Source organism: Sphingobacterium corticibacter (genome assembly GCF_003076635.1).
In the GTDB taxonomy this organism is placed as follows: domain Bacteria; phylum Bacteroidota; class Bacteroidia; order Sphingobacteriales; family Sphingobacteriaceae; genus Sphingobacterium; species Sphingobacterium corticibacter.
In genome coordinates this window covers 20,684-42,866 of the sequence record NZ_QDKG01000004.1, presented here as the reverse complement: position 1 = coordinate 42,866, position 22,183 = coordinate 20,684, and the positions used below count along the sequence as shown (strand labels likewise).

Sequence of the window (22,183 nt, the reverse complement as noted above, 5' to 3'; positions counted from 1 at the left end):
AGCGAAATGAAAAATCTTAAAAAACTCGCACCATTGGCTATTGCCATGATAGTCGCAGCTTGTGACAATACGACACAGTCAAATAATGCCGATGCACAGAAATCAGGAAATATGCCTGCGGAGAACGAATTGGTATTTGAAAGAGGGGAAAAAGTAAACAGCTCCAATTTTACCGGAGGGACAGTCTGGTTAAAGAATCTAGTGGACGCGGACAGTATAAATCAGACTGCTGTGGGTAGTGTGACTTTTGAAGCCGGAGCAAGAACTAAGTGGCATTCACATCCAGCTGGACAGATTATTCTTGCCATTGATGGACAGGGGTATTATCAGGAAGAAGGCAAAGAAAAAGTAATCGTGAAAAAAGGCGAAGTCATGAAATGTCCGTCAGACGTGCCGCACTGGCATGGTGCAAGCGATCATAGCCACTTTGTACAGGTAGCAATCACTAGTCGCGAGAATGGTGAAACACTATGGCTTGAAGAGGTAAGTGATGAAGAGTACAATAAATAGTGCTTGTGCAGATTACGAGTTGAATTCATATATTGTCTGATCAAACCAATGCTTCGAATTCAGACTGTATAAACATAACAACGCCTGATGTTCCTCACATCAGGCGTTGTTATATAAGTAACCAATAATTGACCTATCAGAATGGTCGTAATGCTGGTGACGATAAATTCGGCTATAGTTCACGAAGCAGGTCAACACTTAGCTGTCTCATAAAACGAACTAATAGATAAACTAATAAGTGCTCATTAAAAGTAGGTGGTTATCGATCATTCATCGGTTTACAATAACGACCGTTTAAGTAAACGGTATAATTAGCAAAAAGAATGAATTGATTTTTTTAAAAAAAAGTTGGTATTATGCCAACTTGGCCTTAAATTTGTTCTGTAAAAAATATCATAGTTTCACAAATAACAAAAACTAATAAAATCCAGATATACAAAAAAAGAAGCCATACAAAGAAGAAGCCATATAAAGAAGAAGTCATATAGAGAAGAAGCCACGCAAAATAGACAGGCATACAAGACACAAAGGCATATAAGACATAAAGGCATACAAGATAAACAGGCATACAGACATACATATATACATTAAATCAAAAGGAACTATGTGGTATAAAAAGAAGAATGTTAAACCCGATGCAACAAGTCGCAAGGCGGGTGTTGTGTCTACAAGCCGTAAACATGAAAATAGTTTATCTGAAAAAAATTGCGGATTACGCGAGGAAACATGCAGCAACTAAAAAACATCTAGCTGCATGGAAAATAACTGTTGAAGCAACAACATGGAAAAAAAGCGCTGATATACTTAAAGATTATCCAACAGCAAAGATTATCGATGGCGACAGGGCTAGATTTAAAATCGTTGGAAATAATTATCGCTTGATCGTCGAAGTAGATTATATAGACGAAATAGTAGAAATCAGGTTTATAGGTACTCATGATGAGTACGACAAAATAGATGCTAGAAATATTTAAACTGGTTTCTATCAATTCATATCATAAAATAAATAGGGATGAATAGTAGAACACATTGGTATTTAATTGACAGCGACCAAGATTATGAAGTCGCTGTCGATAGATATGAAGAAATCAAACGTAGTAAGATTGGCTCAGAAGAGCATAAAGAAAAACTGCTTTTGGTTCACCTTATATCCGAGTACGAGAAAGATACGTTAGATTTTCCAGATGTTGATCCTATAGAATTGATCAAGATCAGGATGGAAGATTTGAATTTAAGAGCTTCTGATCTTGCAAAAGAGTATGGCGATAAGGGAACAGTAAGCAAAGTACTGAACTATAAACAGTCTCTTTCAATAACTATGATTAGACTATTTAGCAATTTATTAAGTGTTCCAATAGAGTATTTGGCTAAGGAATACGAATTAAGGGGAAAAAGTGAGAGACTAAATATCATTTGATATTTAGCTATTGAAAAACAAAATTTCGACACTTAAAAATACAATATGCCTAATCTGCCGAATTTTTTTGAGAAAGATGACTATAATATTGACGACATAAAGTTACTTATACAGCAGGAGGCGGAAGAGTCAATTAATATTGACTTCAAATCCTCTGGCAGCCTTGATAAATCTGACAATAAGAAAAAGGAGATCGGTAAAGATATATCATCTTTTGCGAACTCTGATGGCGGAATAATAGTTTACGGCCTTAGTGAGAAAGATCATAAGGCTTCGGAAATAGATTTTGTAGAAGGAAATGTATATACAAAGGAGTGGTTAGAACAGGTCATCTCATCCAAGATTTCACCAAGAATAAATAACCTTAAAATATACCCTATCAGATTTGAGGGGGATATCTCGAAGTCAGTCTATATCGTTAAAATACCTAAGAGCAATAGTGTTCATATGAACACGGATAAAAAATATTACCGACGATACAATTTCGAAAGCGTTGCAATGGAGGAGTATGAAGTTTCAAATTTATATTCCCGTGTTAACGCTACGGAATTAGATCTTGAAGAGCTGGAAGTCAGAACAAAAAATAGTGTAAAAACTGCTCAAAAATTAACTTCAACTCGAGTTGTCTTGAGAATAGCCATTAGGAATACGAGTCGATCTCTCGAAAAAGATTATAAACTTGAGGTTCAAGTGCCAAAAACCTTTTTCAGAAATGTCATTGGAATGACTCAAGGTGATCAGCATAAGGTAAATAGCGAAAATGGAATGGATATATATAGCATTCCTAATAAATCGACTCTATTCCCTGGTGAAAAAGATTATTTGTTTACGATTGAATTTCCTGTGAATAGAATCGATGAAGGCATCTTTAATGAAAGTCTAACGGCAATATTGTATTACACCAATGGAACGAAAGTAAAAGAATTTAATCTAAGATCGACTTTTGACACTTTAGGCTGGAATACTTAGCATACGGTAATACGAGGTTAAATTATCGACGTGAGTCGGAAACGTAGTACATATCCAGTAAGCATTTTGGTTAAGCTTTATTTGCAGATGGGATCGGACTGAAAAGCATATGCCTGATCGACTTATAGGCAATGAACTTAGATGTGACTTGACGATAAATTGTTTTGATCTATTTATTACTAATTTGACTAATTTCGATGGAGTGATCTGAGTGACGCTAAAGGTTAACCATCAACTAATGGGTCCCAGAACAACCGCTTAAAATCGACAATTTGGTTGTCTAAAACTCGAATACCTTCAAACGATAGTAACTCTTCCATAGTATGATCGTATATAAAATGGTGCCTACCTGTAAGCAATCCGTTTCGATTAACGACTCTGTGAGCAGGTATATTCGGAGCAATTTGGTGAGAATAATTCATCGCAATACCAACTAATCTGGATGATTTGCCAGCACCTAAAGCATTTGCAATAGCTCCGTAAGATGTTACCCGGCCATAAGGTATTTGATCAACTATCTCGTAAACTCTAATATAAAAATCTCTCATGTACTATATAAATGTATTAAATAGAGAAGATGAGTAAATAGTGGCACATGATCCTCGAATCCATATTACTTATTATGTTATTTAAAACCCAAAACTGTTTAGTATTTTAGTGTTAAAATGAAAATATAAATGGAGCTAAATGAACTATATGAATTAATAAGACATCAACAAGTTTGTTTATTTGTCGGCTCCGGATTATCACTGTACGCTGGAATGCCATCGTCAAAAGGTTTGATTGAACAACTAAAAGATGATTTGTCGGAAGAAAACAAGAGCTTCTCTAAATCTACAGACCTTAGAATATATACAGATGAATATGCAACCACCTTTGGTAGAAAACAGCTTAATACAAATTTAAAAAGAATCTTCAAGAGTACCCCTTCTAACACTCATTTACACGATCTTCTATCAAGGATATCGCATGTAAAGACTATAATTACTACCAATTACGATCATTTAATTGAGAATAGTTATGGTAGAAAAGCGTTGGTAATAATTGAAGACACTGACATATTTGTTGCCCATCAACCAAGTTGTAGAATTTTTAAAATACATGGCGATGCAGACAAACCAGAAGATATAATTATTACTAGAGGTGATTATGGCAAATTGTATAGAAGAGATTTAAGTAGTCCGTTTTGGTCGTCTTTCATTGCTGAATTGTCTTCAAAGCACATTGTGTTTCTAGGATATGGGTACGAGGATGAAAATATATGGTCAGATTTAGAGTTCATAGAGGATAGGATAAAAAACCCGAATAAGAAACGAATTCTAATAACACGAGGTTCGTTGGATCAAATAAAATCTAAGAAACTAAAGAATATTAATATAGACACAGTCCAATCTGATGCTGAAACTTTTATCGTTGGCCTGGTTCAAAATATTAAAAAAAATATAATCCAAGACATGCGGTCGAAAAAGATAGATCTGCAGACTGCTCAGGATTTTATGCAAGCATTCGACATGCAGATATCAGTAACGGCATCAGAAGGATCAATTGATGTCACAAACATAAAAAAGGTTAATGGAGTTTCTAATCAGCATATAAATTTCACTACGCTTGATAAGGGGTTAATCACTAAATGCAAACAATTTATGAGTGGGTATGAAACTTCCAAGTTGACTATACCTGTAGAAAAGCTAGAAAGTTTTGAGCATGTGATTGAAGGATTTAATTTTCTTGACAGAAATGATCTAGGACAAATAATCATCGCTCACATTCCAAAATACAGTGGCGTGTGTACGTTGAACTTCAAAGAAGATGATTTTAGAATACAAAAAGTTCTTGTCAAAGTTTTTGCAAATGCACCTGGCACGTTGAGAATAGAGGGTAGTGTTGACGGCTTTAGTTTTGATCTAAGTTGCAAACACATTAAGGAAGGGATTCAAGTCCAGTTCAATGCCAAAGAACCAGATTTACCTACCTCAATATCATCTATATATAAAGTTATTAGATTATTCTATTTGTTTTTTTCCGGTAAACAATTTACAATCTATACCAGTGGAAATAAACCCATCACTTTCCAAATAGGATCTCTGAATTATGCAGAAGAATTCAGACCAACGATGGAGTTACTACATACTTTAAAAAGATTGGAGCTTCTATATAAGATTAGATTTCCAAAAACAAAGCTGGGAAGTATAGTCGAGGAAGAAAAACTAAAGATTGAGAAATTGAAGAGTATTTTTGATTATGGATATTTTGCGATTAAAGACACTGAAGGTTTAATCATTCAACAGAAATCTGATGTTAAAAGTATTCTAAAGGCTTTCAAAGATCCAATTCCTAAGGGGCACTGCGTTAGTATATTTACAGACACGAAACAACATTTAACTATTTTGGGTAAAAAACTTGAATTAGGTACAGAACAAATTACTTTGAATGAACCCTCAATCCAGAATTTAGACACAGAATTTAATAAAATGGTACTACAACCTGTAGATCAAGTTTTAGTATATCATTATGAAAAATTTGGATTTTGGGAATTTGAGCATAAACAACAATTCTTTCCGTTCAAATGAAAAAACTAAATAGGAAAATTCTATTAGCTAATAAATAGCTCTCTTTCGAGGGGAGTGTAAATGCTGCCAAAAATTCTACAGACATAAGGTATAGTAAAATACTTAAAAATAAATAAGGTCATCTGTCTCACAAAACGAATGTATTTTTTCGAAGTGGTGATGTATTTCAAAAGTTTATACTATGTTATTTTTTACTATCTTAACTAGATCATAAGTTTAAAGGTGCCAAACATTAAATATGAATACTTCTATTAAAGTATCTACGATTATTATATTTCTTGTAATTTCGAATTGCTTATTTTCTCAAGAAAAGGAGGTAGTTTTCAATAGACAGTATATTGAAGAGAACGATGGAAAAACAACGGTAGAAATCAACGAAATCCAAGAGCTTATATATATCATATTATCAATAACGGATTTTGCGAAAGAAAATCCCAATATGGTAAACCGTGAGACGAGTTATTATAGCCGAGTTCAAAACCACTTTTTACCATTTGCACAAATGTCTGTAGTGCAAGAGTTCGACAAGTCGCTTCGAGAAAGTCTTGTAAACTATTTTCTGCTGTCAGCAAATGCCTATGGCTTTAGATTTAATAACAATAGGCTAATTCCAACAACTGTCTATAATTTTCCAGGGAAAGGGATAGGGAATTATGAAATAAGCGTTAATCCCATAATAACGCACCAGGCAGATTTAGAAGACTTCGTAAAGAAGACAAATTTTCGTAAATTTTACATCGATAACCAAACGTATTACAACTCTTTAAAATCAGAGTATGAACTCTACGCTGCCGTTCAAGAACAAAAAGATTGGCTAGAAACTCGCTTCGACTACGAGATTCATAGTTATCGTATACTTACATCGCCATTGATTGCAGGAATGAATGCTACGCATACCTTTACGGACGAAAACTTCCGAGAAATGTTACTCTTTCTACCAACTATCAAAAAGAACAAAGAATGGTCTGACAGGTATAAAAAGCTTATGAATATAAGGGTAATCTTTACCGAAATTGACCATAACTATGTGGGTCCTGTAAGTGATCAGTACTTGGATCGTTTGAATTTAATATTTAACGACCGGGCAAAGTGGGTAGATGTAAATAATAAGACTGTCGAACATTACCCGAATGCATTGAAAGTTTTCGATGAATACTTAACATGGGGATTATTTATTCTCTATTCATATGACCAGATACAGGATGATCAAGAACTATTTCAACAAATGATTGATCACGTGAATGATAAAATGAATGTAAAAGGATTCCCAAAATCCTCTGAATTTAATATGACTTTACTTGGATTGTACAAAAGTGGCAAATATCCAAAAATCGAAAATTTATATACACCACTATTGGACTGGTGCGAAACTCAATGACAATGGTTTACGATTTATTTGAACTTACACCAAAAACGTCACTACAACGAATAAGATTATCCTTTTATCCCCTGATTATAGATCTGGGGCAATAATCACAACGATTAAGATCGTCACAAATCTTATAACTTACATTTTTGAAAATTAGATCTGTCTCATAAAACGAAGGGTATAGAACAACTTACTCAAGTTTTAAAATTTCATGGCTTTGCGTGAGATAGGCATAATTATTGAACTTATTGTGATATATGTTTTCTCATTAATGAAATTCCCAATCTTTATTATGCGGAGAAATAGTTTGCTCTATATTTTTTTGAGATATAGATTGTTGTGTCAAATATTAAATTGCAAATGAATATTATTTATATGCATTGAAAATTTCGGATGGAATCATTGGAACAGATCACAGAATTTAAATCCTCTCCTGAATTGGTGGAGAAACTATATGCAAACGGTATAAGGAAAGAGTATGAATCTGGTAGTGTAATCGTAAACGAAAATGCCTCTATCCGTTCTATCCCGATCGTAACCAAGGGAACGCTTAAAGTTTTTCGGACAGAAGAAGATGGCAGGGAAATTCTGCTGTATTACATCAAAGCTGGGGAAAGCTGTATTATGTCGTTCCTCGGTGGTATGCACAATGATACAAGCAAGGTCAAAGCAGAAGTGGAAGAGGATGCAGAAATCCTTTTTCTTCCGATGGATAAAGTAGCTCTGTTCATCAAGGAATATCCACAATGGCTGGATTATATTTTTCGTTTATACCACAAACGTTTTGAAGAACTGCTGGAGATTGTCAATGCCATTACTTTTAAAAAGATAGATGAACGTCTATTGGCTCTGCTACACAAGAAGCAGGAACTTACCGAAAATAATATCCTGAACATTACCCATGAACAACTGGCCAATGAATTGGGTACTGCCCGTGTCGTCGTATCGAGGCTGCTGAAACAGTTGGAAGAGATGGGAACGGTTCGATTGGGCAGAAACAAAATCACACTTATGTAACAAATGTAACTGTACAGTTTCTTGGATTGGTGCAAATTTGCAGTATCAATTCAGAAGTCTATGGATATCGCGGGCTATTCAGCATCAATTTTTATTGGTATTTCTTTGGGGCTAATTGGTGGCGGGGGCAGCATTCTTACCGTTCCGGTACTCGTTTACTTGTTCAGCCTTGATGCCATATTGGCAACTGCTTATTCCCTTTTTATCGTTGGCTCAACGAGCGTTGTCGGTTCTTTTTCCTATTTCAAGAAAGGATTGGTCAATATCAAAACCGCCATTGTTTTCGGTATTCCTTCCATTGCCGCCATTTTTCTGACACGGGAGTACCTGCTTCCCGCTATCCCGGAGGACGTCTTCACTATCGGGAGCTACACCGTAACGAATAATACGCTGTTGATGTTGCTTTTTGCCGTACTGATGATTGCGGCATCGTACAGTATGATAAGGAAGGACCGGCAGGCAGATATTGAAGCAGTTCAAAAACAGCAATTCTATTATTTTCAAATTCTCTTACAGGGAATTTTTATCGGTGTGGTTACGGGTCTGATTGGCGCAGGCGGCGGCTTCCTGATAATCCCCGCTTTGGTACACCTTCTGAAATTGCCGATGAAAACAGCCGTAGGCACATCGTTGGTCATTATCTCCATCAACTCTTTGATGGGCTTCCTGTTTTCTCTGCCTCACACTTCCGTACAATGGGGCTTTCTACTGAGCATCGCTTCCATAGCCATCGTCGGCATACTGATAGGCAGCTACCTTTCCACAAAGATAAGGTCTACAAAATTAAAGCCCTCTTTCGGCTGGTTTGTGCTGGTTATGGGCATCTATATAGTTCTCAAAGAAACCCTATTAAAATAAACTGTTCTTATGTAACTAAAGTAGCTGTACAGAAAAAATAAGTATCGGATATTTGTAGTAATAAAATGAATAATAACTTAAAATAAGTCAATATGTTTTTTCAACACGTTTATGATAAGAGTTTAGCACAGGGAAGTTATGTGATAGGCTGCCAAAAAACTGGAGAAGCGATCGTAATAGATGCCCAGAGGGATATTGATGTATATCTCGAGATTGCCAAGCAGAACAACCTGCGCATCACGCATATTGCCGAAACCCACATACACGCAGACTTTCTTTGCGGTTCAAGGGAACTGGCGGCAGTAACGGGGACAGCAATGTACCTTTCGGACGAGGGTGGAGAAGACTGGCAATACCAGTTCCCGCACAAAGGGCTGAAAGACGGCGACAATATCCGGGTTGGCAACCTCACATTGGAGGTTATGCACACACCTGGTCACACACCCGAAAGCATCAGCTTTTTACTGACCGACCATCCTGCGACAGATAAACCCGTTATGGTGTTCACAGGCGATTTCGTGTTTGTAGGCGATATAGGCCGCCCTGATTTACTCGAAAAAGCTGCGGGGATTACAGGAACAAAAGAAGATGGAGCCAAACAAATGTTTGCATCGTTAAAAAAGTTTGCAGCATTGCCAGGATATGTTCAGGTATGGTCAGGCCATGGTGCAGGTTCGGCTTGTGGAAAAGCTTTAGGAGCCGTAGCAAGTTCTACCGTTGGCTATGAGAAAATAAGAAACTGGGCGCTTCAATACAGCGAAAATGAAAAAGGGTTCATCGACTACCTGTTAGCCGACCAGCCCGAACCACCGAAATACTTTGCGATGATGAAGCACCTGAACAAAGTTGACCGTCCACTACTGATCGAAGTTCCGAACCACCCGAAGCTATCCAAAGAGCAGTTTATTTCTGCGTATGAAGAAGGCATGAAGGTAATAGATACGCGCAATAAGGTAGATTTCGCAGGTGGCTTTATTCCCGGTAGCCTGAACATTCCGGGTAATAACTCTTTTTCTACGTGGTGCGGTTGGTTATTGAATTATCAAGAGCAGTTTATATTGGTCGCCGAAGACAATCAGATGGAAGAGTTGACCCGTAAGCTGATGCGTATTGGTTTAGACAATATATACGGTTATATTTCAGAGGTAGGCGATATCGGCATAGCCCTGCAGAGCGCAGAGGTAATTGATTTGAACGAATTTAAGACCTACATCGGACAGGACAATGTGCAGATAGTAGATGTTCGGGGTGCGACCGAATATGAGGCAGGGCACATAGCCGGTGCGGACAATGTCTTTGTCGGAACCCTGCCGGACAACCTCGATAAAATCAGTAAGGACAAACAGGTGGTCATTCACTGCCAGGCGGGCGACCGTTCGGCAGTTGCTTATTCCATCCTTGCCAAGAACAGTTTTGAGAACGTCAAGAACTTTTCCGGCGGGATGAAAGAATGGTTAGCGGCTACGGGTACAACAACCGCGTGCAAAGAGGCATCGTGCAGGAACGCTTAAAATTTAAAACTATGGGATTTTTTTCAGCCGTATTCGGTAACACAGATAACAACCAGCTTACGGAAGTGGTAAAAAACGGAGCTTTCCTTGTCGATGTGCGCAAACCCGCCGAGTTTGCCGAAGGAAGCGTAAAGGGAGCGGTCAACATTCCGTTGGATAACATGCATGAACAACTCTCGAAGTTCATCGCCAAGCAGAACATCATTGTCTTCTGCCGGAGCGGGAACAGGAGCAGGCAGGCGAAAAACATCTTAGAGCAGAACGGCTTTCAGGATGTTATCAACGGTGGAACGTGGCAAAACGTAAATCAGATGGTCCTCCAAGAAAACCAACAGGTATAAAAAAGAATATGGGAACGGCAGATAAGGCAGTCCGCATACTCATTGCAGTGGCATGGGTGTTTTGTACTTCACAAATACCATTTCGGAAACATTAGCCATCCAATTGGGCACAGTGGCGGTAGCTTTTGTATTTTACCTCATTCATCAGCCTTTGCCCGTTGTACCCGCCCTTTGGCATCAGCACCTTTAAAAAGAAACGAAAATGAAAAACTACCGTAAGAACTGGAAAATAATGCGGGTGCTGCGAGTAGCATTGGGCATTTTTATCATAGTGCAGGGCATTGTGGCAAAAGAATGGATACTTGCAGGCTTGGGTAGTCTGTTTGCACTGATGCCACTGATGAACATCGGTTGCTGCGGCGTATCAGGTTGCAGTACCCCTGTTCCAAGAACGCCTAAAAAAATTGGAAGATATATCGTATGAAGAAGTTCGCTAAAAAACATCTGTTAACCATAATCGGCATAGCTATCGGAGCAGTCGCAGGCTTTTTCTATTGGATATTTATCGGTTGCAACACGGGTAGTTGCGCCATTACCTCCGATCCTTTCAATAGTGCCCTGTACGGCGCAGCTATGGGCGGTCTGCTATTATTAACATTCAAAAAAGACAAAAAATAGTATGACGTTTCAGGAGATCATAAATGGCGATAAGCCCGTATTGGTGGATTTCTTTGCCGAATGGTGCGGGCCATGTAAAATGATGTCGCCCATCATGGAAGAATTAAAACAGCGGATAGGCGATAATGCAAGCATTATCAAAATTGATGTGGACAAGAATCCGCAGGCGGCGACAGCTTATCAAGTGCAGGGCGTACCTACGCTCATTATATTCAAAAAGGGAGAAGTATGCTGGCGGCAGTCCGGGATCTTCCCGGCGGATGAACTGGAAAAATTAATTAACGAAAACAAATAGCATATATATGTTAGAATTTTTAAAACAACCGTGGGCTTGGTACGTTGCTGGTCCATTGATAGGATTAACCGTACCGGCACTTTTAATAATCGGCAACAAATCATTTGGCATTAGTTCCTCACTGCGGCACATCTGCGCATCCTGTATGCCTGCGGGTATCCCTTTCTTTAAGTACAATTGGAAAAAAGAAGCGTGGAACCTGATATTTGTTTTGGGTATACTTCTGGGTGGAGCCATTGCCATTACCATTTTATCCAATCCAGCACCAATTGAGATCAATCCAAAGCTAGCGACGGAATTAGCGGGCTACGGCATTACCGATTACTCCAACTTAGTGCCCGCAGAGATTATGAACTGGAAATCTTTGTTTACGCTAAAAGGCTTTTTGCTGATGGTACTAGGTGGTTTTTTAGTAGGCTTCGGCACGCGCTATGCGGGTGGTTGTACAAGCGGACACGCGATTATGGGTTTATCCAATTTACAGTTGCCCTCACTAATTGCCACCATTTGTTTTATGATCGGCGGCTTTATTATGGCAAACCTGATTTTACCTTATATACTTTCATTATAATCCTGACAAGCAATGCAACAGAATAGAGATACAGAAAAAGATTTACAGCTTGGTGAGCTGGATGTGATGTGTGTAAATGAAAGCGGTTTGGAACACAAATGGCAGCATAATATCAAATACCTGATAATCGGCATACTGTTCGGTATCGTATTCGTGAAATCGGAAGTCATCAGCTGGTTCCGCATACAGGAAATGTTTCGCCTGCAATCTTTTCATATGTACGGTATCATCGGGAGTGCAGTCATAACGGGTATGATTTCCATTTTCCTGATAAAGAAATTCAACATCAAGACTATTTACGGTGAACCCATCAAGATTGCTCCCAAAACATTCAATAAGGGACAAATCTATGGCGGACTGATTTTCGGCTTTGGATGGGCAATAACTGGAGCCTGTCCGGGTCCTCTCTTTGCGCAAATTGGAACGGGAGCTACTGTTATCACGGTTACCCTGCTGAGTGCCATTGCAGGAACCTGGGTGTATGGCGCACTTAGGGAAAAGTTGCCGCATTGAAAATTGAAAAATTAGTGTATCATTCTCGTGGGAAACACGCAAAAATCATGTTGTGTTTGTTAGCTAATTGAAATAAAGCTAGTTTTGTAAACATTTGGAAAGCACGATATCAAATATTATAGTGAATTGCAAGCGGTACTTTTTAGTATGCGCAGCAATGCTATTGATATTGCTTACGTCCTGTGCTGTCAAGACAAGCATTAAAAATCTGGTCGGAATTCCCGTGAAAACAGAGCGAAGCATGCCCAAAGCCATTCATAACCTTTCGACCATTACGCTTGCAAATTGTTCTCAATTGAATGTTGAAGATACCCAAATCGTTCAAAAAAATGCTTTCAAGGCGAACGATTTATTGCCTGCCGTTATCTTAACTGCTGCATTTCTTTTTCTGCTTGGGGTTCCTCCGGTAAGCAACGAAAACAAACATCCTCTTTACAACAGCAACGGTAAAATCCGAAGCGCTATTCCTATCTTTCTGGAATACCGGAAACTCATCATCCATTACGCCTGCTAATTCCCTTTTTCCCTTATTGACCGCACAAGTTTAATGGGAATTTCTGTTGTTTTCAATTTAAAATAATGTTGGGTCGCCTTTGCGACCTCTCCAAAATTTGTAGAGTAATATGATAAAGCATATTATGGCGACCGCACTATTGTGGTTAGCCGTTGTTGCTGCATTTCCATTATATGCGCAGCAGCAAAAGGAACATACTTTAGGCAGCCTGTGGTCTAAGGTCGAAGAAAGTTATCCTGGAGTTGGAGCCAAAATGTCGGCGATTGATGCCGCAAAATATAACCAACGGACGGTAAAGGGCAATATGCTCCCGCAGGTGAACGCACAGGTACAGAATACCTACGGAACCTATGAGGGAAGCGCAGGCGGGTTTTTCCCGCAGCCGGGCTTTTTCAGCGTAAATGGTTCAGTGCCGTTGGACGGCAGTACCACCGTTGCCAATACCTTTGGCTCGGCCATTGTCAATTGGGAACTGTTCTCTTTCGGCAAGCTCCGCAAGCAGAACGAGGCTGCGGGTGCTTTATATGACAAATCGGTCAGCGATAAGGATGCTTACCTGCTGGGTCTGAAAAAGACATTATCGGAAAGGTATATCATTCTTCTGTACAACGATGCCAAGTTGCAATGGACCGGGAAGAATGCCGACCGCCTTGACGACATCCGCAAAATAACTTCGGGCTTGTCCGCATCGGGTCTAAGACCTGCGGCAGACAGCCTGCTCGCCTCATCATCCTACGTACATGCAATGGGCGAACACGATAAATGGAATGGGTTAAAAAACGCTTCCTTTATCCAGCTACTGGAACTGTACGGCAATGATAGCGTCGATTATACGGCATCGACCGGACGGTTTGCCAATCCCGCAGCAATTGGTCTGAACAAAGTCAACACCATCAATCCTTCGCACCCTATTTTAGGTGCTTTGGATAAGCAGTCAGCGTATTACACGTTGAGCGGCGAGGCACAAAAAAGGTCTTCCTTGCCCTCCATCAACCTATTGGGCGGTTATGCCTACAGGGGGACGGGCATCAGTCCGGGCGGTATGGTATCGGGAGCGTGGAAAGACGGGTTCAGCAATACCACCAATAATTTTTTGGCGGGTATCGGTATCACTTGGAATTTGACCAGCCTGCATTCCAATCGGGCGAAAGTCGAGCAGCTTTTCAAAGAAGCAGAAACTACCAAATTATTGCAATCACAGTACCAGCAGGCGATGCAGGCGGATTTATCCGCTTCGCAGGCAAAAATCGTCCAGCAGTACCAGCAGCTTCAGAAAACGAAACTTGCCGTACAGCAGTCGCAGGAGGCCTACAATATGTACCTGGCAAGGTATAAGAGCGGTCTGATTACACTCAGCGAACTGTTGCAGATACGCATCTTGCTGGAACAGGCGGAGAATGCCCATATCGAGGCTTCTCGTGATTATTGGGTTTTGCTGGCTTACGAAGCGGAGCTTACTGCCGATTTCGACTTTTTGTTTAACAACCTTTAATTAATCGTATATGAACATGATAAGATTTGCGTTAAGAAGGCCCATTGCGATTATGGTTGTCGTACTGGCTATAGCTTTCTTTTCCTACAATACAGTAAAAAAAATAAACGTAGATATATTTCCCGAAGTGGAACTGCCTGCGATGTACGTCGCTATGCCCTACGGTGGATTGTCCCCCGCATATATGGACGGGTTTATGGCAAACGAGTTCCAAAAGGTGCTGCTGTTCGTGAGCGGTGTAAAAAATATTGATTTCAAAAGTGTACAGGGGCTAACCCTGATGAAGCTGACGTTTTATCCCGGAACGGATATGGCACAGGCTGCCGGGGAAGTATCTACGTCCGTATCCAGGGCAATGGGCTTCCTGCCGCCCGGAGCCGTCCCCCCGATGGTGGTACGGTTCGATGGCAGTTCGCTTCCGATAGGTAACCTCGTTTTTGAAAGCGACCAGCGTTCCGTTAACGAGATACAAACATTGGCACTGACCAAAATAAGACCGATGTTCGTACAAATTCCGGGCATTACATCCCCTGCGCCTTTCGGCGGTAACATCCGTTCCATCGTCATCAATATTGACCCCGAAGCGATGCAGGCGAACGGGTTAAGTCCCGAAGATATAACGGTAGCTATTACGAAGAACAGTCTTCCGTCGCCTGCGGGAAATATCCGCATTGGCGATAAAAACCTGATGGCTCCGATTAACTCTATTGCCAAAGGACCCGAAGAATTATTGAAAACCCCTGTGCGAACAAGCGACAACCGTACCGTATATGTGGGCGATGTCGCCCGTGTGGAGGATGGTGCAGACCAGACCGTAGGTTATGCTTTGATTAACAGCAAACGTTCGGTTTACCTGCCCATTATCAAAAAATCGGATGCTTCCACATTGGATGCCGTGGAGAACCTAAAGGCTGCCATTCCGATGCTGAAAGACCAGTTGCCCGAAGATGTAAAGGTCAGCTATGAATTTGACCAATCCAGCTATATCGAACGCTCGCTATCCAACCTTATCCACGAGGGATTGTTGGGTGCGGTCTTTACAGGAGTGATGATACTGCTGTTCCTCGGCGATACCCGTGGAGCCATCATTGTGGTACTGACCATTCCTATTGCCATCCTGTCGGCAGTGACGGTCTTGCACCTTTTTGGGCAGACCATCAATATTATGACGTTGAGCGGTCTTGCGCTGTCCATCGGTATTCTCGTCGATGAAGCCACGGTAACCATAGAGAACATACACCAGCATATGGAAATGGGCAAGCCCAAACAGCGGGCGATTGTGGATGCCCTGCTCGAAATCTCCATCCCCAAATTGCTGATATTGCTCTGTATCCTTGCGGTGCTGACCCCTGCCTTTATTATGACGGGCATCCCGAAAGATATGTTTATGCCTTTGTCAATGGCGGTTGCCTTTGCGATGATAGCTTCCTTTCTGGCTTCGCAGACCTTTGTGCCGATACTGGCAAACTGGATGATGAAGAACAAGCATAACACGGAAGTCACCACACCGAGAAAGCGGGCTTTCTTCGATAAGTTCCGTGTAAAGTATTCATTCAAGATGCGTAAATGGTCAACTAAAGCCGCACCGCTTTTTGTCGTATATGTGCTGGTCGCTGGTGCTATTGCAGGTATTCTGTTGACCGTTGTGGGTACGGACGTAATGCCCGTTTCCAATAACGGCGATTTTCAAGTGCGCATAGACGCCCCGCCGGGTAGCCGGCTTGAAAAAACAGAGCAGATTGTCAAAGAGATTACCGAGAATATAAAAGCGGAACTGCCTGAAGATGGCTTGAACATTACCTCCGCATTTGTGGGGATGCACCCCGCAGGTTCGCCTATCAACCCAATATTCCTTTTCAGTAACGCTTCCCACGAAGCCGTATTGCAAATATCTGTCAATCAGGACGTGTACGGCGGTTCAATGGAAGATTTCAAAGAGAAAGTCCGCAATAAGATTATCAGAAACCACCCCGAAGTCGCTTTCAATTTTGAACCGATGGAACTGACCGAAAAGATTATGGGTCAGGGAGCGATGACCCCTATTGAGGTAAAGGTCGGCGCAGGTCAGGTAAAGAGTGCTTTTGCACACGCGTCAAAGATTGAAGCCAACCTGAAAAAAGTGCCGTACCTGCGGGATGTCCGCATTGCGGAACCCATTGCCTATCCAAGTATGGAAGTCGAGGTCAACCGTGACCTTGCCGGGCAGTTCGGGCTGACGATGCAGGATATTACCCGAAGCCTTGTTACGGCTACCTCATCTACCCGTTTTACCGACAAGAACCTTTGGATAGACCCACGATCGGGATTGGTATTCCAGACACAGGTACAGATACCGGAGGGCATTATGTCGGAGGAAAGATTACGTTCGCTTCCGCTGAAATCCGGAAGTCTTCGCCCGGTACTGGAGGATGTGGCAACCATACGCAGGGTCACGGCTCCGGCGCAGGTAAACCGCAAGGGACCGAACCGCTATGTAACCATCGTTGCCAATGTTTACGGCAAGGATTTGGGTACGGCCTCACGGGCGGTAAAACAATCCATCAATGATGCGGGAGAACCGCCCCGTGGGACTATCGTATGGACAGAGGGAACATTACAGTTGCTGGATGATACGTTGGGCAACCTTTTGGCAGGTTTGGGCGTAGCCATTATCGCCATATTTCTGATGCTTTCCGCTTATTACCAATCGTTCAAAGTACCGCTCATCATCCTTTCGGTAGTGCCTGCCGTGATTGCGGGCAGCCTTATCATTCTATTCCTCACGGGCAGTACGCTCAACCTGCAATCCTATATGGGTATCATTATGTCGCTTGGGGTATCGGTATCCAATGCAGTGCTATTGGTCAATCAGGCTGAATTTTACCGGAATAAGATGGCATTGAAACCGCTCAACGCCGCAAGGCTTGCGGCTTCGTCAAGATTAAGACCTGTACTGATGACGGCGGCGGCGATGCTTGCCGGGATGTTGCCAATGGCGATGGGATTGGGCGACGGAGCGGAACAGGTAGCCCCTTTGGGCAGGGCGGTAATCGGCGGGCTGATTGCCTCTACCGTAACCATCCTGTTATTGGTTCCGCACTTCTTTTCTTCCCTGATGTCGAGGAGTTCCACTGTCAGCCCGTCGTTAGACCCTGATGATGCAGACAGCAGGTATTATGCAGAAAAATCCGGTAAACAAACGATATAACAAACTTTTAAAAATAGAAAACAATGTATCACAGCATTTCAATCAATAGAAAATCAAAAACCGTACTGGCACTGATCGCATCGCTGGTATTGTTGCTTTTGGCTTGCTCACAAAAGGAGCAGGAAAAAGGACAGGCACAAAAGGAGCAGCCTAAACCCGTGAATTATAAAACGGCTCCCGTACAGGTCATCAATCCCGAATACGAAATATCCGTTCCGGCAGAACTTAAACCTTTCGAGCAGGTATCAGTGTATGGAAAGATCACGGGGTTTGTAAAACAACTATACGTTGACCGTGGCGACCGGGTGCGCAAAGGGCAGCTTCTGGCGGTGCTGGAAGCCCCCGAAATGCAGCAGCAGTACCTTTCCGATAAATCCACAGAGCAAAAGGTTTACAGCGATTACCTCTATGCAAAACAGGCTTATGAGCGATTGGTAACGGCTTCCAAAACAACGGGAGCTGTAGCGGACATTGAACTCGACAGGGCTAAAAGTGCGATGGAGAGTGCGAAGTCCGCTTATGATGCTTCCAAAGCGGGTACGGCGTATTCTTCGCAGTTGTCGCAGTATCTACGCATTACAGCACCGTTTGACGGCGTGATTACCCAAAGGAATGTTTCGGTCGGCGCATTGGCAGGAACCGGGAGCAATACGCCATTATTTATGATGGCGCAGAGCAATAAGCTCCGCCTTACCTTATCCCTGCCCGAAAAACACACATCATCCGTTCAGCAGGATATGCCCGCAACATTTACCGTAAGCTCACAGCCAGGTAAGACCTTTGATGCCAAACTTTCCCGTACATCGGGCTTGCTTGACCAACAAGACCGTTCGCTTACATTGGAGTTTGATGTGAGCAACCCGTCAGGCGAATTGCATGGCGGCGATTATGCGCAGGTCAAGCTGAAGTTAAAGCGTAAAAGCCCGTCCAATTGGGTACAGACCAAGAGCGTATTGAACACGCAGTCGGGAACGTATGTGCTGACGTTGAAGGGCGATGAAGTAAAACGGATTGCCGTAAGCGAGGGCGTTCGTTTAGATACGCTGACAGAGGTTTTCGGTAACCTTTCTCAAGCCGATAAAATCATTATCAAACCCTCCGAGGAAATCAAAGAGGGTAAAACCGAGCCTGCGAGCTCATCGAAGATAATAAACAAATAGGATTATGAACGCATACATCAAAAGAATAGCCCTGCTCCCGCTAATGGTCATTACGGGATGGGCATACGCATCGATGAACGGAAATGGCATTGACGGCAATATGACCGCAAATCAAGGCACTAATGGGCAGCGGCCATTAGTGCCCGGTGCGCAGCAAACACCTGATTTGAAGTTCAAGGACGAAGACGGCAAAATCATTTCGTTACACTCGTTAAAAGGAAAGGTGGTCTTCATCAATCTTTGGGCGACTTGGTGTTCGCCTTGTGTCCACGAAATGCCCTCCATCATTGAATTGCGGAAGACCTTTAAGGACAATAAGGATTTGGTGTTCTTGATGGTCGATGTGGACGGGAATATGGAAAGGTCAAAAAAGTGGATGAAGAACAAAAAAAATGACCTGCCCGTACACGTTCTCGATGGCGAAATACCCCGTGAGCTTTTTACAGGTTCTATCCCGACTACGATTATAGTAGATAAGCATAACAATATCATAGGCTGGCAGGTCGGCGGTGCAGACTATTCTTCAAAGGAAGTGGTTGACCTGATGAAGAAGCTATTGAGTGAATAGAAAAATGAGATTAATAAAAAACCATAAAAGAATTTGTTATGAAAATACAATTTAAAAATCTGGCGGTTCGTTCCGGGATGTTCATCATCACAGCCATTGCGCTGGCAGCCTGCGGAAATACGGATAGGAACAAAGAGGACAAGGAAGAGAACCGGAATACCCCTACGGCAGAAGTCACGGGAGCACAAGCTCCGGCTTCGACAGCTTCGGATATTTCCTTTACGGACAAGGATGGCAAAACCGTTTCTTTAAGCGCATTAAAAGGAAAGGTCGTATTCATCAATTTTTGGGCGACGTGGTGTCCGCCCTGCATTCACGAAATGCCCTCCATCAGCAGGCTAAGACAGTCATTCAAGGACAATGACGACGTCGTGTTCCTGATGGTGGATGTGGACAACAAGATGGAAAAATCCACCGCCTTTATGAAGAAGAACAAATATGATTTACCCGTCTATGTTCCTGCCGGGGATATTCCGCCGGATTATTTGGCAGGCTCCATTCCCACAACGGTCATACTGGACAAAAGCGGGGATATGATAGCCCGAATAGAGGGCGCCAGAGATTATACAAGCCCCGAAATGGTGCGAGCCATCAATGAATTGGTCGAAAGTAACTAACAGGTAAAACGGAAATTATGTTGAACAATAAAGAGCTTAAAAAAAAGAAACCTCCTGCAAATAAACTCTGGCAGCACCTGAAGAAAAACACCTTTACTATCCTGATGGTATCCGCCATTGGGATATTGCTGATAAGCCCCGATGCAAAATCGTTCCTGCTTCGGCAGTTAATGGCAACAGGGCTTTTTAATCCGAGTATGGATAAACCGGAAATGGATACAGCGAACCAGGCCAATGCAGATTTTAATTTTACGGACGGAAAGGGAAGCGTTCAAAGTACCTCGTCCTTAAGGGGCAAGGTCGTGTTCATCAACTTTTGGGCATCGTGGTGTCCGCCCTGCCGGGCTGAATTTCCCTCCATTGAAACGCTTTATACGAAGTTCAAGGACAATCCCGATATGTACTTCCTGACCATCAACGAGGACAACGACCCCGCAACGGGTAAGGCATATCTGGACAAGGAAAAGTTTTCAGTGCCAATGTATCAGTCCAACGGTACTGTTCCGGCAGAAGTGTACTCCGGTTCATTGCCCACTACGGTCGTACTGGATAAGAATGGAAAAGTCAGGTTTCATCACACGGGATTTGCCAATTACGCATCCGACAAATTCGTGAAACAGATAGAGGAATTGATTAATGAACAATAAAACGAAGAAATAAAATGAAAAAACTACAAGCCCTGCTGATAGGCGTGTTGTGCCTTACGTCAATCGGCGTTTTTGCACAACAAAAAACAGATACCGTTTTTGAGCCTGCAAAAGCATACAAAAAGCATTACAACGCACTCTATATCCTGAACGAAGCGGACGACAAAAATGTGAGGGGCATACTTCGCAATATCAATAACGTTCTGACCGACCCAAGACTGAAAGGCAAACTGCATATTGAGGTCATCGCATTTTCTGACGGCGTGGAAATGTACAAGAAAACAAATAGCTATCAGGAATTATTGCTTGCGCTGAAAAGCAAGGGTGTTGTATTCGTCCAATGCGAAAAAACGATGGCGGAGCGAAAGATTGGAAAGAACGAATTGTTTGATTTCGTGAACTACGTTCCGAGCGGTAACGGAGAGATTATATTAAGGCAATATGAGGGTTGGGCAATCGTCCACCCTTAATTACACTTGATTTATACAGACCTAGGTTCACATTGTACATATATCTAATTTGGAATCTTTCTCACAAATTGAAGGATTGCGACAAAAAGAATAGATTCGATAAATGATAAATTAGTGAAGCCCTCGTGTAAGTGCTACCAAAAATTCTAAAGACATAAACTAGGTAAAATACTCATACGTAAATAAGGTCATCTGTCTCACAAAACGAAGAATAACTAGACTGACTATCGTCCCGATCTTAGAGCTACTGCAAATTCTGCAGGTAAAGGACTTTCTTCTATAGCTTTGGAGGATGCTTCCATATCATAATCAATCCTTCTAAATTCAACGTTGATACTGTCGCGAAGTAATAGGGAACTGTTATTATCTATGGTAAGCAATGCATAACACCCTCTGAGATCGCCATCCTTATGTTTTCCTACGGAGCCTAAATTTATAACATGTTTAAATACAACGCTCTTTGTTTCTATAATCCGGTGGTAAGGCTTATGGGAATGTCCAACAATAAGGATATCTGCATCTGCTTCATCCAAAATTTCTAGCACATAGTTTTCATCAGTATCAATCAGGATATATTCATCGATACGTCTTGTACTTCCGTGAGCCAAAGCAATTTTGAAAGTTGCTTCCCCGAATGTAAACCCAATATTTATGAGTGTTGGAAGTTTTTTTAGATAGTCTCTGTTATCTTGGCTTATTAGGTGGTATGCATAGTTCTCATCAGTCTCATTCAAAGATTCCGGTGTAGTGGTAATGCTATCTACTTTTTCATCATGGTTTCCCTTTAGAGTAGCAATGCCCCGTCTGCGTATTTCCTCAATTACCTCATTGGGATAGATGTGATATCCTACTAGATCGCCCAGACAATAAGCAGTATCTGGTCTCTGGCTGTCCAAATCTTCTAGCATAGCCTTGAAAGCATATAGGTTTGCATGGATATCAGAAAAGAAAGCGATTTTCATATGAGTC

At 41.8% G+C, this 22,183-nt stretch carries 25 protein-coding genes; 23 read left to right on the top strand and 2 right to left on the bottom strand.

Annotation, left to right across the window (positions count from 1 at the left end; genetic code table 11):
- Positions 1 to 6 precede the first annotated feature (6 nt).
- The 4 genes from DC487_RS11375 to DC487_RS11360 all read left to right on the top strand — a co-directional run bounded on the left by DC487_RS11375 (position 7) and on the right by DC487_RS11360 (position 2,896).
- Positions 7 to 510, top strand: coding sequence for a cupin domain-containing protein (locus DC487_RS11375; protein WP_116776360.1), 504 nt, complete (start codon positions 7 to 9; stop codon positions 508 to 510).
- A 680-nt stretch (positions 511 to 1,190) separates the two neighbouring features.
- Complete coding sequence (locus DC487_RS11370; protein ID WP_116776359.1) at positions 1,191 to 1,484, top strand: type II toxin-antitoxin system HigB family toxin; 294 nt, start codon at positions 1,191 to 1,193, stop codon at positions 1,482 to 1,484.
- A gap of 38 nt (positions 1,485 to 1,522) precedes the next feature.
- Positions 1,523 to 1,927, top strand: a complete 405-nt coding sequence (locus DC487_RS11365) for a helix-turn-helix domain-containing protein (RefSeq protein ID WP_116776108.1) — start codon at positions 1,523 to 1,525, stop codon at positions 1,925 to 1,927.
- Between the two features lie 45 nt (positions 1,928 to 1,972).
- Positions 1,973 to 2,896 (top strand): AlbA family DNA-binding domain-containing protein, encoded by a 924-nt coding sequence (locus DC487_RS11360; protein ID WP_116776107.1) that lies wholly within the window; start codon positions 1,973 to 1,975, stop codon positions 2,894 to 2,896.
- Positions 2,897 to 3,120: 224 nt separating this feature from the next.
- Here DC487_RS11360 and DC487_RS11355 read toward each other — a convergent pair whose 3' ends face one another.
- Positions 3,121 to 3,444, bottom strand: a complete 324-nt coding sequence (locus tag DC487_RS11355) for an MGMT family protein (RefSeq protein WP_116776106.1) — start codon at positions 3,442 to 3,444, stop codon at positions 3,121 to 3,123.
- A 129-nt stretch (positions 3,445 to 3,573) separates the two neighbouring features.
- On the opposite strand from DC487_RS11355, the gene DC487_RS11350 reads away from it, so the two are divergent.
- The 19 genes from DC487_RS11350 (at position 3,574) to DC487_RS11255 (ending at position 21,214) form a co-directional block, all read left to right on the top strand.
- Positions 3,574 to 5,466, top strand: coding sequence for an SIR2 family protein (locus tag DC487_RS11350; RefSeq protein ID WP_116776105.1), 1,893 nt, complete (start codon positions 3,574 to 3,576; stop codon positions 5,464 to 5,466).
- Between the two features lie 238 nt (positions 5,467 to 5,704).
- Positions 5,705 to 6,844 carry a DUF4932 domain-containing protein gene (locus tag DC487_RS11345; protein WP_116776104.1) on the top strand — a complete coding sequence of 380 codons (1,140 nt, stop codon included), beginning with the start codon at positions 5,705 to 5,707 and terminating at the stop codon, positions 6,842 to 6,844.
- A 384-nt stretch (positions 6,845 to 7,228) separates the two neighbouring features.
- On the top strand, positions 7,229 to 7,852 hold the full coding sequence (locus DC487_RS11340) for a Crp/Fnr family transcriptional regulator (protein ID WP_116776103.1): 624 nt from the start codon (positions 7,229 to 7,231) through the stop codon (positions 7,850 to 7,852).
- A 60-nt stretch (positions 7,853 to 7,912) separates the two neighbouring features.
- Entirely contained in the window at positions 7,913 to 8,710 is a 798-nt protein-coding gene (locus DC487_RS11335) for a sulfite exporter TauE/SafE family protein (protein WP_116776102.1), read from the top strand.
- A 92-nt stretch (positions 8,711 to 8,802) separates the two neighbouring features.
- A complete protein-coding gene (locus DC487_RS11330) occupies positions 8,803 to 10,221 on the top strand; it encodes an MBL fold metallo-hydrolase (RefSeq protein ID WP_116776101.1) in 1,419 nt (472 codons plus the stop codon).
- An 11-nt stretch (positions 10,222 to 10,232) separates the two neighbouring features.
- A complete protein-coding gene (locus tag DC487_RS11325; protein ID WP_116776100.1) occupies positions 10,233 to 10,562 on the top strand; it encodes a rhodanese-like domain-containing protein in 330 nt (109 codons plus the stop codon).
- Between the two features lie 202 nt (positions 10,563 to 10,764).
- Positions 10,765 to 10,986 (top strand): hypothetical protein, encoded by a 222-nt coding sequence (locus DC487_RS11315; RefSeq protein ID WP_239016371.1) that lies wholly within the window; start codon positions 10,765 to 10,767, stop codon positions 10,984 to 10,986.
- Positions 10,983 to 11,180 carry a DUF6132 family protein gene (locus DC487_RS11310; protein ID WP_116776099.1) on the top strand — a complete coding sequence of 66 codons (198 nt, stop codon included), beginning with the start codon at positions 10,983 to 10,985 and terminating at the stop codon, positions 11,178 to 11,180. Before DC487_RS11315 ends, DC487_RS11310 begins: the two co-directional genes overlap by 4 nt.
- Before the next feature lies 1 nt (position 11,181).
- On the top strand, positions 11,182 to 11,475 hold the full coding sequence (gene trxA / locus DC487_RS11305) for a thioredoxin (protein ID WP_116776098.1): 294 nt from the start codon (positions 11,182 to 11,184) through the stop codon (positions 11,473 to 11,475).
- Positions 11,476 to 11,482: 7 nt separating this feature from the next.
- Entirely contained in the window at positions 11,483 to 12,046 is a 564-nt protein-coding gene (locus DC487_RS11300) for a YeeE/YedE family protein (protein WP_116776097.1), read from the top strand.
- Positions 12,047 to 12,058: 12 nt separating this feature from the next.
- The gene (locus DC487_RS11295; protein WP_116776096.1) at positions 12,059 to 12,559 is read left to right on the top strand and encodes a DUF6691 family protein; all 501 of its coding nucleotides are present in this window, start codon (positions 12,059 to 12,061) and stop codon (positions 12,557 to 12,559) included.
- Positions 12,560 to 12,800: 241 nt separating this feature from the next.
- Entirely contained in the window at positions 12,801 to 13,073 is a 273-nt protein-coding gene (locus tag DC487_RS11290) for a hypothetical protein (protein ID WP_239016370.1), read from the top strand.
- A 124-nt stretch (positions 13,074 to 13,197) separates the two neighbouring features.
- A complete protein-coding gene (locus DC487_RS11285; protein ID WP_239016369.1) occupies positions 13,198 to 14,565 on the top strand; it encodes a TolC family protein in 1,368 nt (455 codons plus the stop codon).
- A 10-nt stretch (positions 14,566 to 14,575) separates the two neighbouring features.
- Positions 14,576 to 17,752, top strand: coding sequence for an efflux RND transporter permease subunit (locus DC487_RS11280; protein WP_116776093.1), 3,177 nt, complete (start codon positions 14,576 to 14,578; stop codon positions 17,750 to 17,752).
- Positions 17,753 to 17,775: 23 nt separating this feature from the next.
- Positions 17,776 to 18,912 carry an efflux RND transporter periplasmic adaptor subunit gene (locus DC487_RS11275; protein ID WP_116776092.1) on the top strand — a complete coding sequence of 379 codons (1,137 nt, stop codon included), beginning with the start codon at positions 17,776 to 17,778 and terminating at the stop codon, positions 18,910 to 18,912.
- Positions 18,913 to 18,916: 4 nt separating this feature from the next.
- A complete protein-coding gene (locus DC487_RS11270) occupies positions 18,917 to 19,480 on the top strand; it encodes a TlpA family protein disulfide reductase (protein WP_116776091.1) in 564 nt (187 codons plus the stop codon).
- Positions 19,481 to 19,518: 38 nt separating this feature from the next.
- Positions 19,519 to 20,097, top strand: coding sequence for a TlpA family protein disulfide reductase (locus DC487_RS11265; protein WP_116776090.1), 579 nt, complete (start codon positions 19,519 to 19,521; stop codon positions 20,095 to 20,097).
- A 17-nt stretch (positions 20,098 to 20,114) separates the two neighbouring features.
- Positions 20,115 to 20,744, top strand: coding sequence for a TlpA family protein disulfide reductase (locus tag DC487_RS11260; RefSeq protein WP_116776089.1), 630 nt, complete (start codon positions 20,115 to 20,117; stop codon positions 20,742 to 20,744).
- A 14-nt stretch (positions 20,745 to 20,758) separates the two neighbouring features.
- On the top strand, positions 20,759 to 21,214 hold the full coding sequence (locus DC487_RS11255) for a DsrE family protein (RefSeq protein WP_116776088.1): 456 nt from the start codon (positions 20,759 to 20,761) through the stop codon (positions 21,212 to 21,214).
- Between the two features lie 224 nt (positions 21,215 to 21,438).
- Here DC487_RS11255 and DC487_RS11250 read toward each other — a convergent pair whose 3' ends face one another.
- Positions 21,439 to 22,176 (bottom strand): metallophosphoesterase family protein, encoded by a 738-nt coding sequence (locus DC487_RS11250; protein WP_116776087.1) that lies wholly within the window; start codon positions 22,174 to 22,176, stop codon positions 21,439 to 21,441.
- Positions 22,177 to 22,183: the final 7 nt, after the last annotated feature.